Genomic DNA, 18,162 nt, shown 5'->3' on the forward strand with positions numbered 1-18,162 from the left:
AGTGCCTGCCTGAAATGATTGGTACATCGCATCACTTTCTAAAGCAAAGTGATCCATGCCAATTTCATGATATCCCTGTGCCAGTAATTTATTCTTTCCTTCTTCATAGCACTGGCGTTTTATTTCATCTTTCGGCACATCATGGTCTTTAAAACCACGCTGTCCATTGCCCTTAATCCAAGGCACATGCGCATAACTATAAAATGCCAAACGGTCTGGGCGTAAACGATTGGTTTGATTAATTGTATTGAGGACATCATCTAGGTTCTGAAAAGGCAGACCAAAGACCAAATCATGTGAAATTGAGCTATAACCTATTTCACGTGCCCACTGCGTCACTTGCTCGACATGTTCAAAAGGCTGTATCCGATGAATGGCTTTTTGTACGGTTTCATTATAATCCTGCACCCCATAACTGACACGGCGAAAGCCTAGGTCATACAAGGCTTGCAAATGCGCCCGTGTGGTATTGTTGGGATGCCCTTCAAAGCTAAACTCATACTGTTCAGCAATCTCTGCTTGCGCAAGAATACCTCCAATCAATTGAGTTAAATGCATTGGCGAAAAGAAAGTTGGCGTTCCGCCACCCAAGTGAATTTCTTTAATGCGGGGTTTTTCTTCAAGCAAGTCACAATACAGTGACCATTCCTTTAAAACCGCCCTAATATAGGGCTGCTCCATCTCATGCTTTTTAGTCACACGTTTGTGGCAACCACAAAAAGTACAGAGGCTTTCGCAAAAAGGCAGATGAATATACAGACTGATGCCTTCAGCTGAATTCGATTCAGCAAACGATGTTTTCAGCGTCTGTTTCCATTGCTCTAAAGAAAACTGCGCCTCTTCCCAATACGGCACCGTTGGATAACTGGTATAACGTGGACCAGGAACATTGTATTTTTGAATCAATGAATCGCGCATATTTACCATCAGTTCTTCCGCATTCAGAAGATGCAGCCCATTCTGCATCATCAAACTCGGGTCTGTATTTGGGTTATTCTGCTGAGCTTGGAATCAGAATTCAACCTAGCGAATTAGTCAGATTATTTTTCACATGGCAGCATTTCATTTTTAAATTACTTCGAGACGACTCAATCTGCTGTAAGCCTCTCAGGAAAATATTCTTAATCTTTTTGCTATTTTATGTTTTGATGTAGGCAGTTTTCATCTCTTCCCTTGAGGCTTTTCATGCAGCACCCAACGTCTGCGGATATCCAACGCGTTCGCGAATTTCTCCTCGATTTACAAGCACGTATTTGCTCTGCACTTGAACAACAAGAGTGTGCTGGCGGTGGAACAGCGCAATTTGAAATAGATGACTGGGAACGTCCTGAAGGCGGTGGGGGGCGTTCACGCGTTTTACAAAATGGCACAGTGATTGAAAAAGGCGGGGTGATGTTCTCACACATCAACATTTCTAAACTCCCCGCTTCAGCGACTGAACGCCATCCACAAATTGCAGGTGCTAAAGCACAAGCCATGGGTGTGTCCTTAGTGATCCATCCGAAAAACCCGAATGTCCCGACTTCACATGCCAATGTGCGCTTATTCGTGGCTGAAAAAGAAGGGCAAGACCCCATTTGGTGGTTTGGGGGTGGTTTTGACCTCACCCCATTTTATCCCAACGATGAAGATGTACTGTCATGGCATCAGACAGCGCATGACTTATGTGCTCCTTTTGGCGCTGAAGTCTATGCCGAACATAAACAATGGTGCGATGACTATTTTTACTTAAAACATCGTGATGAACAGCGCGGTGTCGGCGGACTGTTCTTTGACGATCTTAATCAATGGGACTTTGAAACCTGTTTCCAATATATTCAAGCTGTGGGCAATGGCTATCTAGATGCCATTCTTCCAATCTTCCAGCGCAACCAAGACAAGCCATATAGCGAGGCACAACGCGACTTTCAAATCTATCGTCGCGGTCGTTATGTCGAATATAATTTGGTCTATGACCGTGGTACGCTTTTTGGTCTACAAACAGGAGGTCGTATCGAGTCGATTTTAGTGAGCTTGCCGAATTTGGCGGGTTGGTCATATCGACCTGAATGGGAGCTTGATTCCGCTGAGAAAAAACTCACCGATTATTACCTCAAACCCCAAGATTGGCTCAACCTACTCAAATAGACACACAGGCTTACAATTCTATACCCTCTACGCATGCCCTTTTCACTAGATTAGGGCAGCTTATCCATTAAATTTTATATATTTCCCGATCAATTCCCCGTAGAATGACCACTACACAAAGCGTCATTTCTTTGCATTTATTAAAGCATTGTCACAGGTTTAAAACAGCAATTGGGTTCTTTTGAGTTCGCAAAAACCGTAAGCTAAATTAAGTCATTTTCAATGTATTCATTTTAATGACATCAACATTTAGTATCCTCCTTTGCTGTTCTCTGAGGTCCCAAACATGTTCGCAAAAAGAGTTAGCTCGACCACCATGGTTCTTTTCTGCTTTGCTATAGTGTTGCTAAGCTCGATCAGTACCACTATTTTTTCTGAAAGTGCATTCAATGATAATGCTTCCATCAGCATCACCGTATTTGCAGGTATCGGCTTAACCCTGACTGCGGCAAAGCTATTGTTTGATACGATTCACAACATCTGTAATCCATAAGCCCTTCCGCTTCAGAAAAAATAGTCTAACGCTTTAGCCTGCGTCTAATTTGCCGTATATTGAACGGCATTTCTCACATGGACTTGGTGCGATGAGCAAACAATTCGCTGTCATTGGCAACCCGATTGAGCAGTCTCGCTCACCTGAACTTCACCATGCGTTTGCACAAAAAATGGGGCTCGACCTCAACTATAGTAAACGTCTTGCACCGCTCGATGGCTTCCTCGCCAACATCCAAGAATTTTTCGCCCACGGTGGCATAGGTCTAAACGTCACAGTTCCATTTAAAGAGCAAGCTTTTGCTGCCTGCGCAGTCCTCACTGAACGCGCTAAAATCGCAAAAGCAGTGAATACCTTATGGATGGTCGATGGTCAACTGCATGGAGACAACACCGATGGTCAAGGGCTAGTTGATGCCATTCATGCTTTGGACTGGAACTTAGACCAGACTGATGTGCTAATCATCGGTGCAGGTGGTGCAACTCGCGGCGTTATTTATCCACTGGTACAAGCAGGGGTAAAAAAAATTGTGATTGCCAATCGTACCCTTGCACGTGCAGAGCAACTGGTGAGTGACTTAAAAACAGCTGTCCCTCAAGCTGAACTCCAAGCTATCGGCTTAGATGCACTCGATGGTCAGTTTGATCTAGTGATTAACGCAACCTCCGCCAGCCTAAGTGGTGACGCCCTCGTTCTGCCCGAGACACTCCTGTTTCAACATGCCTATGAAATGGCCTATGGCAAACCTTCGACCTTTTTAGACCAAGCCAAAGCACGTGGCGTACTCACCTCAGAAGGCTATGGCATGCTTGTTGGTCAGGCGATTGAATCTTTTTCCATTTGGAATGGCGTCAAACCTAACCTGAAAGATTTTTTATAAAACTCAATAAAAAAGAACCTCCGCAGAGGTTCTTTTTTCACATTACTTCATCTGCTTTTGTACGGATTTATACGTCTCATAATAAGTCGACTCACTAAAGAAGTCGTCATGTTCAAGCTTCAAACCTTGCAATGATTTTTCTGTCAATTGACCTTTTAAGTCATCGGCAAATGCTTTAGCAAAAATTTGTGCCGCCTGCGCTAAGTCTGCTTTTTGCTCTGGCTCAATCTCATAGCTATCGGTAAATTTTTCTTGATAGACATGTGCAAAGAGTGCCTGCTTGGTCTTGTATTTTTTAACCAAGTCTTTCCATTGCTGACTTTCTTGTGCTTCGTCTAAGACATCTTCGACAATATTCGCGACACGTTCGCCCAATTCGTCAAAGTCTTGTTGGTGCTGTAGGACATGTTTTTGACGTAACTGATTCAAACGTTTCAGTGCTGAACCTTTCGGCTCTGCAATATCCATGAACTCATAGGCATACACTTCTGAAATTTCATTGATGGTCGCTGGGCTATAATAACGAATATATTCTGGACGCTGCGCAGCGAATACCAAGGCAAAGGTTGCTTGATATGCTTTTAACTCTGAATGATGACGTGCATAGCTTTGTTTGGCAACTTTCTGGTAATAATCAGAAATGTCTTTAGGTTGCTCTGCCGTATCTGACAATTTTGTCTCAACACTTTGAGATGCGCTAGCGTCTGCACCTAATGGTCCAAGCATGCCTTTCACTACGTTTTCCAGTAATGAACCTTTAGACACTTCCTCAATAGATTTGGCGTTTTTTAAAGCTTGACGGTCAATCGCTGTGGCATTGCCATAATTAAACACCTGATTGGTACTCTTAATTTGTAGCTTACCAATTTGCTCATCGCTGATTACAATGTTGTAATCCATATTTTGCGCACGGCCTTTTTGGTCGAGTGCAACATCCATCACAAATGGTGAACGCTCTGTTCCCAATTGTGCCATGATCGGTGTAATTTCAGCCTGATGTTTTTGCCAAAGTTGTTTAAAACCTTGCGCATCGACCAGTTGCTCAGTTTGATACGCCGTAAAGAGTGGTTTTAGCTCTTCCAAAACATTGATCGCGGCTTGACCAAAACTCTCTGTATCTACCGATTGAGTCACGGCTTTAGGCGCAAGCACATCAATATCTTGATAGTCCCGACATGCCGTCACTTTGCCGATAGGAATATTCTTAGTATTGATGAGCGCATCACAAGCTTCTTCAGAGAGGGTATTAGATGATGCAGAAGCAGAGACTTCTTCTGTATCCTCTGTCTCATCCTCTGCATAGGCAACATCAGCAGCCGCATCTGTAACCGCATCGCTGACAGCATCTACCGCGATGCCCTGCTCATCCCCATCTGTATGTGAACCTAAGTGATGTATTTGCTGATTCACTAAACTCGTGACACGCTCAAGTGAGGCATAAGCAGGGTCTTCAGTTGCTACACCTGCGGCAGCCATCTCCGCTTCTTTCGCTGCTTGCATCGCATCATCTGCTGCGCTTGGCGTTTTTTCAGCATCTTGAATCAGACGCTCGGCATCAAAAGCTTGTATCTGCTGGGTATAGTGCAGTTTGTTGACGTATTCAAATAAGCCCAATTGTACTTGTGCTGTTTCTAAGTCGCCGATATAGCGAATTTTCTTACTCAATCCTGCATCTTTTTCTGGTTTACTCAAACCCACACTATGTACCTGATTTGGCTCTGCCAATGCATAAGGCAAGGCATTCATTTGCTTTAAATATTCTGCAAATTTCTTAAAATCAATATGGCCAAATGCATCTTTATGCTTGGAAAAGTCAATGTATGCAAAACGATCCTGACTTTCACGGTTCACCATGAATGGCATAAAGGCAAAATAGTTGGTGTAAAACTTATAGTCATTAAAATCAACCACCATCGGCAACTGCGCTTGCACTTGTAAGGTTGGCTTTTGATAACTCAACTGCAACGTCAGTGCAGCCAGTTTTTGACGAAAATGTACGGAACCGTTGTAACTAAACTGCAAATCATTGAGTAAATTCACCAATGATTCTGCAATTTGCATGCGAGCTGAACGTGACTCACCCGTGCTATACAGCGATGCATACGGATTTTGTTCACGTGCAAGCGCATCATACAAGGCCTGCTTTTCTTTAGCTGTAAATGGAATCTTTTGATTTTTTAATAATTGATCTAATTGCTTTTTCAACTCTGGATCTAAGTTCGTTGCATTTGATTGAGCATTAGACTTGGAATTTGACTGAGCCCTAGGCTTTGACTCATTAAAATTAAAATCCGACTGAATCGAGAACTGCCCTTTAAAATCATAACTGGCATTTTCAAACATGGCATTTAGACCATGCGTGGCTTGTTGCCCCAACTGCTGATCTGAAGAGGCATTGGATTTAATGACATGCTGAGTACACCCACTGATACTCAAACCCAATAAACAAAGTGTTATATATTTTAAGCGCATAATACTTGCTGAAAACCTGAGTTAATTATAGTTTATTAAAAAAGTACATGATCAAAAGACCATCGAGTCAGTGTAACAGAACTGTCTTTTTAGATTGATGATTTTATCTACCAATTCGCCTTTCTGACATTTTTTTAGGTCTGATTTATCAATGTATTTTGATACGATGTATGAATAATGAAATGATCGTTTTAAATAATCCAATACTATTTCTAAATTAGGATTACACACATGCCTGCATATAAAGCTCCCTTACATGATATTCGCTTCTTAATGAATGAAGTGCTGGACTATCCTACACATTATCAAACCCTATCGAATGGTGAAGCTGCCGACGCTGACACAGTAGATATGATCTTAGAAGGTGCAGCAGATTTTTGTGAAAATATTTTATCTCCTTTAAACCAATCGGGTGATGAAGAAGGTTGTACCTTCGACAATGGTGAAGTAAAAACACCAAAAGGCTTTAAAGACGCTTATGACCAGTTTGTCCAAGGTGGCTGGCAAGGTTTGTCTTTCCCTGAAGAATTTGGCGGTCAGAACCTGCCACAATCATTAAACCTGATTAAATCGGAAATGATGGGCACAGCAAACTGGTCTTTCCAAATGTACCCAGGTTTAAGCATCGGCTGTATGAACACCATTTTGCAGTTTGGTACAGACGAACAAAAAAATCTATATATGCCGAACTTAGTGGCTGGTACATGGTCAGGCACTATGTGTTTGACTGAACCACAGTGTGGTACCGACTTAGGTCAAGTCAAAACCAAAGCCGAACCGAATGCTGATGGCACGTATAACATCTCAGGCACTAAAATTTTCATCTCAGCAGGTGAACAAGATTTAACCGAAAACATCATTCACATCGTACTTGCGCGTCTTCCAGATGCACCTGCAGGCACCAAAGGAATTTCACTGTTCATTGTGCCTAAATTCTTGGTCAATGCAGACAGTAGCCTCGGTGAACGTAACCCTGTGACCTGTGGTTCAATTGAACATAAAATGGGTATTCGTGCTTCTGCAACAGCCGTTCTCAACTTTGACAATGCTGTCGGTTACTTGATTGGTGAACCAAACAAAGGTTTACATGCCATGTTCACTTTCATGAACACCGCACGTATCGGTACAGCAATTCAAGGCATTGCACATGCTGAGCTTTCTTTCCAAGGTGCACTTCCATATGCCAAAGAACGTATGTCAATGCGTGCACTTTCTGGCAAAAAAGACCCTGAAAAAGTCGCTGATGCCATCATTCACCATGCCGATGTTCGTCGTATGTTGTTGACTCAAAAAGCGATTGCTGAAGGTGGTCGTTCAATGATTTATTATGCAGCGCAAATTGCAGACAAAATGGCCGATGCCTTAGAGCGTGGCGACACTGCAGCATTTGAAGCACATGATGATCACTTAGGTTTCTATACTCCAATTTTAAAAGGCTTCTTAACTGAATTAGGCTTGGAAGCTGCAAACCACGGTATGCAAGTTTATGGTGGTCATGGCTACATTAAAGAATGGGGTATGGAGCAAATTGCACGTGATGCACGTATTGCGACACTGTATGAAGGTACAACAGGTGTTCAAGCACTTGACTTAATCGGTCGTAAAGTACTGCTGACCTCTAAAGGTAAAGTCATTCGTGACTACACCGCTGAAATCCTGAAATTCTGTGGTCAACATGCTCGCAACAAATACATGCGCCGTTTTGCTTGGGACTTAACTAAGCTTTGCGCACAATGGAATGCTTTAACTGTTCGTATTATGCTGGCAGCACGTAAAGACCGTGACATCGTGTCTTCTGCATCTGTAGACTTCTTGATGTTCTCTGGCTATGTGATGATGGCTTACTTCTGGGCTCAACAAGCAGCTGTAGCTTCTGCGAAATTGGCATCAGGTGAAGGCCAAGAAACAGCTGAATTTTATAAAGCTAAAATCAAAGTGGCTGACTTCTACTTTGAGCGTATGCTTCCACGTACCCAAGGTCATGCTGAAGCAATGGTCAATCCTTCAAAAACCATGACTTCCTTGGCAACTGAACACTTTAGCTTTGATTACTAAGCTTAAAATTGAAGATGTCATCTTGTAAATGCATTGCATAACATCGGATGACCTTCATCAAAATTAAAAAAATCCAACTATCTGATGATAGTTGGATTTTTTATTTAAGTCGTGGAATGAGCTTACTTTACAGTGACCGTAATACTGCCAGTATTGGCAGCACCAATCGCTGAGGTTTTGATACTTTCAACAGTGTTTTTGAAGCCTTTGGTATTGACTGAAGCATCAACAGAACCTGAATTAAAGGCTAAATTTGCAGCAGCGTAATTGCTCAATGTGCTATTCAGCTCTTGATAATATTCAGTATCCACACCTGCTGCCACAGAAGCTTCAACACCTGAGTCTAATTGTTGATAATGATGACCATCCATGTTTTTCCAAGCACTCATGGAGGCCTCCAGATCACCACTAAATGCACCAGAACTCACTTGATACACACTACCTTGTTCAAGGGTGATCTCACCCGTATTTACAGCACCAATTGCTGAGGTTTCAATTGTGCCCACGTCATTGATTCCACCCGCCGTATTCACCGTTGCATCTATGCTATTGGTATTAATAGCTAAATTTAACGCACTTCCATTTTCAGCATTTTGAGCTAAAAGTGCTAGGGTGTCTTGCAAACCAGTATCCACCTGTACATGGTGTCCTCCTCCAGCCAATGCAGCACTTGATAAGAAAGCTACAGATACAGATAAGGCAATTGTTTTGATAGTCTTATTCATCGTTATTTCCTTATACACTCTAAAGTACTCCTCGCTAAGCACTTCTTTTTTATATAATAGGAGCGAGCCTATCTTTTCAATTCAGTTAATCTCGATTCGTTGTTGACCAATAATTTTCAGTGACTGCTGGATTGATATCCCAAAGTAGTTGAGGAGGTTCCTCTGTTTTCACATCGTCTTTCTCTACAGACTTAGACGGCATAGCTTTTTTCTTGCTGATATATTTAATTAAATCCTGCTTGCTCATTTCTGGTTCTGCATCAGGATCCTGAATCAACTCAGACTCTCTTTGTTTCGGAGGACGTGTATCTTTACTGGGTGTATCCGTTAATTTATTTTTTTCATTGGGCGCTGCCCCCTTGTATGGTTGGGCATCCAATAGACTCTTATTGGGGTTTTCAATCGTGCTGTTTTGCTGACTTTCTTTATATTTATGCAGTGCAACCGAACTGCGCGTTAAATTGAGACTGCCAAATTCAGGGGGAATCGCAGCTCTGCAACTCTCAAATGTACTCGGGGGAATGACCTGGCTTAACAGCTCAAAGGTTGCCAAATTCAGCATTTGGCGTAATGCAAAATTTGTTGCCTCACGCTCACCTTTGCCGATTTGAATATTCAGTAAAGTGTGTCCAGCAAATCGACCTGCATTCAGACCATAATCCTGTGAAACGATTTGCTTTTGCAGAGAGACGTTTGCGACCACTCGACTGCTACGGGTATCGGTAAGAGACAAGTCCAGACCAACCATTATTCGGGTTTGGCTATAGCTAGGCCCAACACCACCGACTTGCATGTCAAAACCCCCGCCAGGAATAAAATCCAAACTATTGATACTCCCTGTGACGTAATAATCTGAAGCGTGAATATTTCGAGGATCTCGAATCCCCCACTTTGCTTCACTTTCAATAATCCGCGGATCACGTCGGTTTAACAGGCTGACACCAGCTTGGAACAGGGCTGATTGCACCATATCCCCTGCGCCTTGGGTCACCATTTTTCCACTTCCGCCATTGGTGACCACGTCTTTCCCTGTCTGGTCTAAAATGGCCCCTACAGAAAAATTAACATCGGTGCGTAATTGTCCTTTTAAACAAGACAAAGCCATATCAAAAGGGGTAAAGATATCTGTAATTGGAGGGCCTTGTACTAAAGTGACAGGCTGTTTATTAGATGCTGCGAGTCCCGTACAACCTGTTAGCACTTGACTTAAGGCGACCAACACGCTCGCTGAAGATATTAATCTTCTATTGATTTGAAAACTCAGCATAATGAGACCCCCTGTTGGGTGCTCAAATTAGGGCATGCTGGATTATTTTGATTTGTGGTTGAATTCACTGCTGCTTCATTCACAGCATCACTAGAAATATCAACGCTGTTCTCAGAACCATTCACATTAACATTACTGGTAGATGAATTTACGGTCCCAATTGAGCTGGTCGATGTGCTATAAATTGTGGTTTTTCCAAGACCTTCATAATAATCTGAGTCCATGAGCTCAATTAAATTCGCTTGGACTAAATTCTCTGTAGAACGTACTGTAGAAGCTTTCCAACGCGTACTCCATTCATCGGACGTTGCATAGGCATTATTCAAGCAAAATAAAAAACATAATCCTATATTAATTACTACTATTTTCATGAACTTAACCTTCCCTATTAACCCATATTATTTTCACACTCTCTGCTTCATAAAATTAAACTCAATACAAATTAAAACCCATTAAACCACATATAAAATTAAAATAACCCAAACATAATAATAAAATAACAGACAGCCAAAAAAAACCAACCCATCCCATTGTTTTAATTTTTATTGACTGAAACTTGGTATGCTATTTAAAATGTAAATAAAAATTTCAAAATAAATTAAAAACATATTAATAAAAAATCAAAAGAATAAATAAAAGAAGATAAATATATTATGTAAACATTATTTATAATTCTATATTTTTATCCCATTAAACGTTTTAAATTCAGTCATTAAATAAAATACTCAGCAGAATTTCTCGCATCTCTAGTACCCTACTCAGCTCACATTTTGCGCTAAAAGCTAAAACTCAACTGCTGTATAGCCAAGAGCCATGCACTGCGCTTTTCCACTTACGCTCATTTGATCTTGCTATGAAGACGCATCATTGCTTGAATTCATGATCCATTTCCTTTACTTCAGTAAAGAAAATAAAATTCTTATCGTCTTGATCATTGCTATCCAACCTACAGCATTATTAAAAATAAAACACAAGAACAAATAAAAAAACAAGCCACAAACATTTAAATTAAAAACTTTTATATTAAAGCACAATCATAAAGCAAAATAAAAACATCATATAACCATTTATTTGCATTTTCTTTTACTTCATAAACTTAAAAAATAAATATTAAAAAATAAAACCATTAAAAATAAAATACAGAATAAAAAATTAAATTTAAAAAAATAAATTAGACTCATTTATAAAACTATTTCAGGCTAAATTTAAATATTATTACGCTTTATATAAAATAGAATACTTTGCCTTTCTTATAGTTTCCACACTAGATAAAAAGTGTGAAAATACATGGTTTGATGTGCTCAGACGATGTGATGATGGCCTGTCTCTAGGTACGCTCCGTAGGTAGGTCTTAAAGCTGTTATCGAATGGCGTAAAATGAGATATTTTTTAGAGAGAAGGTTAAAGTGATAGACTATTTCTTCTTTGCAAGGCCGACAAAATCATGCACTCAGGCTAAATTGATCATAAAAGATGAGATCATTTGTAACAGGGTCGTGAATCAACTGATCTATACAAAAAAGACTGCAACTGCAGTCTTTTTAATTGAATATTATTGATCTACTGAACTTCAGCTAAAAGTGCCTGAGCAGCCATTTTCCCCAAAGTATTAGAAGCCAAAGGACTGTCTCCCGTAATTAACTTACGATCTTGAATACACTGTCCTGACATCTCTTTATTGACGACATCTACACCCAGTTGCTCAAGTCGTTCTGCCAACAACCAAGGTAACTCTCCTGGCATATAACCAATCTCTAAATTGGCTCCCTGATCAAGGGCATCCGGGAAGACACACATTTTATAGCCCTTGAAAAGGTAGTTTTCTGGCGCTTCCTTAACCGCAGCAGCCAATAAGCCTGCTGGTCCATGACACAAAGAAATAACGAATTTATCTTTGGCTACCGCCCACTTCAGTAAAGTTTTTAGGTCTTCACTTTCAGGCAGCCCAATTAAAGCCCCATGCCCACCGGGAATAAGAACAGCCAAATAAGGCGAGTCGTCACCTAAACTGCTTTTCAATACCTCTGCAAGTTTTAAAGGCTTCTTAAACTGAGCAAGATACTTCTTAAAAGTTGCTGGAACAACGGGGTCTTCGTGTGGCATTGCCCACATTTCCAATTTGACAGGATTACCCGATAAAGTGGCGATATCAATTTCAAAACCAGCACGGTCTAAATGATACATCGGTAGCAATGTTTCCACAGGATGATTCCCTGTAGAGAAGAACTTACCGTTCTTCATCAGTAAATAACGCTCATCACTGGCAACCATCAGGATTTTTTTATGCCCGATATAAGGATTGGGATAATCTGTGCCATCAAAGTCTGTTTTACTGGCGGTATACTGGGAAAGTGAATAAGGTGAAGGGAAAAAAGCATTGTCTTCAGCCAAATCAGGGGTTGGATTACGATCTTGATGTGTCTGGGCCATTCTATTTCTCCTTGTTATTACTTTTTCATTTTCGATTTTTCTCAGTCTCAAACCCTGTGTTTCAGGTCATTTATTCAGCATAGCAAAGTTTACACAGGTCTCTGTTTTTAACATGTAAATATTCATTTTCATGGCAAACATATAAAATTAAAGCAATAAAAAACCCCGACATCCTGTCGGGGTTTTTCGTATTAATTGCTGAGGCATGACTCCTGTCTTACCTTCGTCCCTGTGCTGATCTTTATTGTTATTCTATTGGAGCATCCTGCTCTCTATGGCTCTATAGTAGAAAAATCACATGTAGACGTATAGGCGCAAAAAGCGGGAATTGATGTAAGCCAATTCGTACAAAATAATGAACACATTTCCACATAGAAGCAGTGATCATTTTTGATGAAAGGAACTCAAAGAAACAACTCATGTGAATATGTGAAAAATAACGTTCACTAAACTCATGATTGTTTGATATCTTCAAAACTCGGATTTTAGCGAGTATAGATGATGATTGACCTATCTCAGATGATTGCTTTTGCAGGTGTCGCACTGCTCATGGTACTCACGCCCGGTCCAAATATGATTTACTTGATTTCTCGCTCCATTTCTCAAGGAAAATCGGCAGGCTTAATTTCATTGGCAGGTATCATTTTAGGCTTTATTTTCTATATGGCTTGTGCTTCACTCGGCATTACCGCCTTCTTATTTGCCGTGCCTTTTGCCTATGATACCATCAAAATATTAGGTGCATTGTACTTACTTTGGTTGGCTTGGAATGCAGTGAAACCCAATGGGGTTTCTGCCTTTCAAACGGTGGATTTAAAACCTGATCGTCCGATGAAACTTTTTATGATGGGATTTCTCACCAATCTGTTAAATCCTAAAATTGCGATTATGTATCTATCCTTACTTCCTCAGTTTATTCAGCCCAATCACGGCAGTGTTTTTGTACAGTCGATGACTTTAGGCCTAATTCAAATTGTGGTCAGCGTTTTTGTGAATGTATTAATTGTCTACTCTGCGGGTTCATTAGCAGCCTTAATGAACCGCAAGCCGATTTGGGCACAAATTCAAAAGTGGATGATGGGGACGGTTTTATCCGTTCTAGCCATTCGTCTTTTGCTGGATGAGCGAAAATAAGCATGTCGATTCAGAGATTTGGCCTGTATTGTAATGAAGCTTTATGATGCGAAAGAAACGCTAGATAAGAAGTTTCTTTTTGAGTAAAGCATCCAACCAATCCACAAAGTCCTGAAAATACTTTGGCCGGTACTGCCTGTCAGTCAACAAAATATTGATGGGCAATTCAAGACTTGGAATATCTAGAAATAAACGTTTTAACTGACTTTGTTCTACATATTGCACAGCATCAAATTCAGGTATTTGGATTATTCCCATACCTGCAAGGCTGGCTTGAATATATGCTTCAGTATTGTCAATGAGTAAACGATAAGGCATCTTCATTCGATGATCACGAAAGACTAACTCACTCCATTCCCGATAATATTTCCCAACATGATAATCAACGGCAAAATGTTGATTCAACTCAGCCAAGTTTTTAGGTTCTCCAAACTGAGCTAAATACTCAGGTGAAGCTAATGTCCAAATTTTTGTTTGGCAAATTGGTTTCAAGAGCAAATATTTATCCTGAACCTCTCCCACACGCACCACACAATCTAATTGTTGCTCAATCAAATTAGAAAAATCATCACTGCCGTTCACCAACACTTTTACTTTTGGAAACTGCGCATAGAACTCTGCCAAATGAGGGATCAGGATTTGTGTTGCTAATCGTTTCGACATGCCAATACTAATTGTTCCCTCTTGGCTTCTTACATGGGTTTTAAAGCGATTAAGCTCTTTTAACTGTGCAACCAGACGGACTGCTTCGTCATAAAACAGAATGCCTTCATTGGTCAAAGAGACTTTGCGAGTGGTTCTATAAAACAATAGCACTTCATATTCTTTTTCAAGAGATTGAATCGCATAAGTTACATTCGATCGAGGCAAACCCAATTGTACAGCAGCCTGCGCAAAAGACTTCTTCTCTGCCACTAAACAAAAAATTCTTAGTCGATCAATCTTATCCATTTTATTGTGCAACTTTTTCAGACAATCAGTGCAATTTTAACAACTATTTCATACAAATAAATTCTTTTAAGATCACTTCAAACAACTACATACAAACCGAGGCTAGGCCCATGTCACAACACGACCTGAAAGGAAAAACTGTATTAATTACTGGCGGTGCTAAGAATTTAGGTGGATTGATTTCACGTAAGTTTGCAGAACACGGCGCAAATTTAGTCATTCATTATAATAGTACAGCAACACAAGCAGATGCCGAAGACACATTCAATCTAGTGCAAGCATTTGGTGTCAAAGCCATCTTGGTACAAGCTGATTTAACAAATATTCAAAACATTGAAGCACTATTCGTTCAAGCTAAAACTGAGTTTGGTGGAATTGATATCGCAATTAATACCGTTGGCCGCGTCCTTAAAAAACCCTATCTAGATACGACTGAACAAGAGTTTGATGACATGAATGACATCAACAATAAAATTGCATATTTCTTTATTCAATCAGCAGGACGTCATCTGAATGAAGGTGGGAAAATATGCAATATCGTAACGAGTTTACTCGCAGCATATACGGGTCTTTATTCAACGTATGAAGGACTAAAAGCACCAGTAGAACACTATACACGTGCAGCATCTAAGGAATTTGGAAGTCGTGGTATTTCTGTTACTGCTGTTGCACCAGGTCCAATGGATACGCCTTTTTTCTATGCTCAGGAAGCCCCCGAAGCAGTTGCATATCATCAATCTGCCTCAGCACTGGGCGGACTCACCAAAATTGAAGATATAGAGCCATTGGTACGCTTCTTGGTTACAGATGGCTGGTGGATTACAGGACAAACTATTTTTGCCAATGGCGGGTATACAACACGTTAATCGTGTAAGAAAAATGAACAGCTGTTTTGATTCCATCATGCACAGCCCATATCCCCTTTCGTTTAAATTTAGAACCATGATTGCCCACGCAATCATGGTTCTAAAACTCAGAGAAATGATTCCAGCACTGAATTTAAAAATACATGCCCCTGCTCGGTGCACGCTAAACGCGTCGCATCATCCACCATTAATTTTCGACTGCGTAGTGAGTCCAAAGTTTCAGCCAAACTCTCCAGATTCAAACCTGTCCGCTGTGCATAATATTCAACTGCAACCCCATCATTTAAACGCAAAGCATTCATCATAAACTCAAATGGAAGTTCGTCGGCTTCAATCCGCTTAAACTGCACATGCTCCGCAGGGACTTTAGCCAAATAATCTTTGGGTAAACGAGTTTTCTGGAAACGATAGACCCCATCTGGCTGGGTCACTTTAGCATGTGCACCTGCACCAATCGCCAAATAGTCGCCAAACTGCCAGTAATTCAGATTATGTGCAGAAGGTAATTCCTTACGCCATGCCGAAACTTCATAGTTGATAAATCCCTGCGCTTTTAAATAAGCTTCACCCTGCGCCTGAATCTCTTCAAGCACATCATCCACTGGTAAAATCGGCTGGGTTCTAAAAAACACGGTATTCGGCTCAATGGTCAGTTGATACCATGAAATATGCGTGGCACCATTTTCCACAGCGAGTTTTAAATCCAATAAAGCTTGTTCCAAAGTCTGCTCAGGTAAGCCATGCATCAGGTCGACATTAATACGTTTAAAACCTGCATCACGTGCTAAACCAATGGCTGAAATAGCATCACTATTGCTATGAATACGCCCCAGTTTTTTTAAATGTTCCGTGTTAAAACTTTGCACCCCAATCGAAAGCCGATTAATACCTGCCACCAAATAATCGGCAAAAGGATCATGTTCCACTGTACCCGGATTGGCTTCTAAGGTAATTTCACAATCCGCCTCAAAGGGCAGTAATGCTTTGAGCTGAGCAAATAACCATTGATATCCCTGCGCTGAAATGAGGGACGGTGTTCCGCCGCCAATGAACACACTATGAATGTGACGCCCTTGAGCAAACTCAAGCTGAGTTTTAAAGTCCTCAACCAAAGCATGTAAATATTCTTGCTCTAAATCTAGGGACAGTTTGCCATCTGGCACTGCGTGCGAGTTAAAGTCGCAATAAGGACACTTACGCACACACCACGGCATGTGGATATATAAAGACAACGGAATATTTGCAGGATGTAAATCGGTCAAGGACGAGACTCTAAAGCACAGCGATAATCTTGCACATTTTAACATGACTGCATCAAGACACTTATGAAATCTGTGGCTATTTGGATTAGACTGATAAAAAGACAAGAAGAATGAATGGTTTAAAATGATGAAAATATCGAGCCAATTGCTGTTTATGTTACCGCTTGCTTTCGGTATTGGTATTGCTATGACCTTTCAAACTGCCCTGAATACACAACTCCGAGAATATCTATACTCACCCCTGCAAGCTGCACTGTTATCCTTTTTCGTTGGAACCTGTGTGTTAGCGCTTTTAGTTTTGTTTCAGCCTGTCGACAAACCACAGTTACATGCTTTTTCCAATATTCCGTGGTACTTATGGCTCGGCGGATGCCTAGGGGTTTATGCCATCAGTATAAGCATCTATACTGCGCCTCAATTAGGCTTTCTCACGTTTTCAGGCTTGGTTATTTTTGGACAAATCCTGACTTCGATGATTTTTGACCACTATGGTCTACTGGGTACCGAAAAAACACCTGTCAATTGGCAGCGTTTACTTGGTGGCGTCGTAATTTTTATTGGTGTGCTTCTCACTTTACAACGCTGAATTTATTTAGACCAAGCACATGATGAATATGAGTAATTTTTGTGTCGACTACAAATAAAATCACCTCCCATCGTTTCGAATTAAAAAAGTTATTGGTGTTAATGCTCCCCATCCTGATCACGCAGTTTTCTCAAGCGGGTCTTGGGTTGATTGATACCATCATGGCGGGACATTTATCTCCGACCGATTTAGCCTCAATTGCTGTCGGGGTCGGTTTATGGATCCCTGTGATGTTGCTGTTTAGCGGCATCATGATTGCCACTACACCATTGGTCGCCGAAGCGAATGGGGCACGTACCCCTGAAAAAATCGCCACCATTGCTCGTCAATCCCTTTGGGTCGCCTTTATTTTGGGCAGTATTGCGGGTTTAATTTTACAAGCCATGCCGCTGTTATTGCCCCTCATGGGTGTACCTGTAAACTTACTGCCTAAAGCCAGTTTATTTTTACATGCCATTGGCTTTGGTATGCCTGCGGTAACGATGTATGCAGCACTGCGTGGATATTCAGAAGCGCTCGGCCACCCACGTCCTGTTACCGTGATTAGCTTAGCGGCCTTGGTTCTTTTGGTTCCACTGAACTTTGTCTTTATGTATGGTTTCGGCCCGATTCCAGCACTCGGTTCGGCAGGCTGCGGATTTGCCACTGCGATTTTACAATGGATCATGTTTTTCACCTTGGCCACTTATATTTTTAAAGCCTCGGCATATCAAAAAACTCAAGTGTTTAGCACTTGGGAGAAGATGGATCGCTATTGGATCGANNATCGAGCGTATTTTAAAACTTGGTCTACCCATTGGTTTAGCTATTTTCTTCGAAGTCAGTATTTTTAGTACCGCTGCAATTATTCTCAGTCCACTGGGGGAAACCATTGTGGCAGCACATCAGATTGCAATGTCGGTCACCTCTCAGTT

The 18,162-nt window shown here is 41.0% G+C and carries 16 protein-coding genes; 8 read left to right on the plus strand and 8 right to left on the minus strand.

All coding sequences use genetic code 11. The features are described from left to right. Positions 1-918 (minus strand): coproporphyrinogen-III oxidase family protein (locus B4F08_RS09825; RefSeq protein ID WP_291374269.1); only part of this gene is annotated, 918 nt, incomplete at its 3' end. Between the two features lie 267 nt (positions 919-1,185). On the opposite strand from B4F08_RS09825, the gene hemF reads away from it, so the two are divergent. The 3 genes from hemF to aroE all read left to right on the plus strand — a co-directional run bounded on the left by hemF (position 1,186) and on the right by aroE (position 3,500). Beyond that, a complete protein-coding gene (hemF, locus tag B4F08_RS09830) occupies positions 1,186-2,127 on the plus strand; it encodes an oxygen-dependent coproporphyrinogen oxidase (protein ID WP_291374270.1) in 942 nt (313 codons plus the stop codon). A 286-nt stretch (positions 2,128-2,413) separates the two neighbouring features. Next, positions 2,414-2,620, plus strand: a complete 207-nt coding sequence (locus B4F08_RS09835) for a hypothetical protein (RefSeq protein ID WP_086208984.1) — start codon at positions 2,414-2,416, stop codon at positions 2,618-2,620. Positions 2,621-2,711: 91 nt separating this feature from the next. Next, complete coding sequence (gene aroE / locus B4F08_RS09840; RefSeq protein ID WP_086208985.1) at positions 2,712-3,500, plus strand: shikimate dehydrogenase; 789 nt, start codon at positions 2,712-2,714, stop codon at positions 3,498-3,500. A gap of 42 nt (positions 3,501-3,542) precedes the next feature. On the opposite strand, the gene B4F08_RS09845 is transcribed toward aroE, so the two are convergent. Continuing rightward, positions 3,543-5,972, minus strand: a complete 2,430-nt coding sequence (locus tag B4F08_RS09845; protein WP_291374271.1) for a hypothetical protein — start codon at positions 5,970-5,972, stop codon at positions 3,543-3,545. Between the two features lie 231 nt (positions 5,973-6,203). On the opposite strand from B4F08_RS09845, the gene B4F08_RS09850 reads away from it, so the two are divergent. Continuing rightward, positions 6,204-8,027: an acyl-CoA dehydrogenase C-terminal domain-containing protein gene (locus B4F08_RS09850; RefSeq protein WP_291374272.1), complete on the plus strand. Its 1,824-nt coding sequence runs from the start codon at positions 6,204-6,206 to the stop codon at positions 8,025-8,027. A gap of 122 nt (positions 8,028-8,149) precedes the next feature. Here the strand turns inward: B4F08_RS09850 and B4F08_RS09855 are convergent, their stop codons facing one another. From B4F08_RS09855 to hchA, 4 genes are all read right to left on the minus strand, one after another. Beyond that, the gene (locus B4F08_RS09855; protein WP_086208988.1) at positions 8,150-8,752 is read right to left on the minus strand and encodes a hypothetical protein; all 603 of its coding nucleotides are present in this window, start codon (positions 8,750-8,752) and stop codon (positions 8,150-8,152) included. An 85-nt stretch (positions 8,753-8,837) separates the two neighbouring features. Further along, positions 8,838-10,019 (minus strand): CsgG/HfaB family protein, encoded by a 1,182-nt coding sequence (locus tag B4F08_RS09860; protein ID WP_291374273.1) that lies wholly within the window; start codon positions 10,017-10,019, stop codon positions 8,838-8,840. Then, the gene (locus B4F08_RS09865) at positions 10,013-10,390 is read right to left on the minus strand and encodes a hypothetical protein (RefSeq protein WP_086208990.1); all 378 of its coding nucleotides are present in this window, start codon (positions 10,388-10,390) and stop codon (positions 10,013-10,015) included. The genes B4F08_RS09860 and B4F08_RS09865 overlap by 7 nt, the downstream gene beginning before the upstream one ends. Positions 10,391-11,579: 1,189 nt before the next feature. Further along, entirely contained in the window at positions 11,580-12,449 is an 870-nt protein-coding gene (gene hchA, locus B4F08_RS09870; RefSeq protein ID WP_110974050.1) for a glyoxalase III HchA, read from the minus strand. Positions 12,450-12,950: 501 nt separating this feature from the next. On the opposite strand from hchA, the gene B4F08_RS09875 reads away from it, so the two are divergent. Then, entirely contained in the window at positions 12,951-13,583 is a 633-nt protein-coding gene (locus B4F08_RS09875; protein WP_291374284.1) for a LysE family translocator, read from the plus strand. 60 nt (positions 13,584-13,643) lie between these two features. Here the strand turns inward: B4F08_RS09875 and B4F08_RS09880 are convergent, their stop codons facing one another. Next, entirely contained in the window at positions 13,644-14,534 is an 891-nt protein-coding gene (locus B4F08_RS09880) for a LysR family transcriptional regulator (RefSeq protein WP_291374274.1), read from the minus strand. Positions 14,535-14,644: 110 nt separating this feature from the next. On the opposite strand from B4F08_RS09880, the gene B4F08_RS09885 reads away from it, so the two are divergent. Beyond that, a complete protein-coding gene (locus B4F08_RS09885) occupies positions 14,645-15,400 on the plus strand; it encodes an SDR family oxidoreductase (protein WP_291374275.1) in 756 nt (251 codons plus the stop codon). A 107-nt stretch (positions 15,401-15,507) separates the two neighbouring features. Here the strand turns inward: B4F08_RS09885 and hemW are convergent, their stop codons facing one another. Then, positions 15,508-16,662, minus strand: coding sequence for a radical SAM family heme chaperone HemW (hemW, locus tag B4F08_RS09890; RefSeq protein WP_291374276.1), 1,155 nt, complete (start codon positions 16,660-16,662; stop codon positions 15,508-15,510). A 124-nt stretch (positions 16,663-16,786) separates the two neighbouring features. Between hemW and B4F08_RS09895 the strand changes: the two genes are divergently transcribed. Further along, entirely contained in the window at positions 16,787-17,248 is a 462-nt protein-coding gene (locus B4F08_RS09895) for a DMT family transporter (protein ID WP_086208995.1), read from the plus strand. Positions 17,249-17,409: 161 nt separating this feature from the next. Next, entirely contained in the window at positions 17,410-18,081 is a 672-nt protein-coding gene (locus tag B4F08_RS09900) for an MATE family efflux transporter (RefSeq protein ID WP_422652870.1), read from the plus strand. Positions 18,082-18,162 lie beyond the last annotated feature (81 nt).

Source organism: Acinetobacter sp. UBA6720 (genome assembly GCF_002454215.1).
Lineage (GTDB): Bacteria > Pseudomonadota > Gammaproteobacteria > Pseudomonadales > Moraxellaceae > Acinetobacter.